A 240-nucleotide genomic window follows, 5' to 3' on the forward strand; every position below is an offset into this window, starting at 1 on the left:
TGGGCACCGCCAACCTCAACTTCGCCGGCAACGCCAGCGACAACGTGCTGACCGGTAACGCCGGCAACAACATTCTGGCAGGCTACGCTGGCAACGATATTCTCGACGGCGGCGCCGGCAACGACACCCTGATCGGCGGCACTGGCGATGATACCTACTACGTCGACAGCCAAAGCGACACCGTGACCGAGCTGGCCGGTGAAGGCCACGACGTGATCCGCACCTCCGTCAGCTACACCC

General features: G+C 63.8%; 1 pseudogene. It reads left to right on the forward strand.

The window, feature by feature from the left end:
* Window positions 1–240 (forward strand): annotated as a pseudogene (locus J5M57_RS28860) (Ig family protein); the annotation flags it as partial.

Source organism: Pseudomonas sp. 86_A (genome assembly GCF_017491705.1).
GTDB lineage: Bacteria > Pseudomonadota > Gammaproteobacteria > Pseudomonadales > Pseudomonadaceae > Aquipseudomonas > Aquipseudomonas koreensis.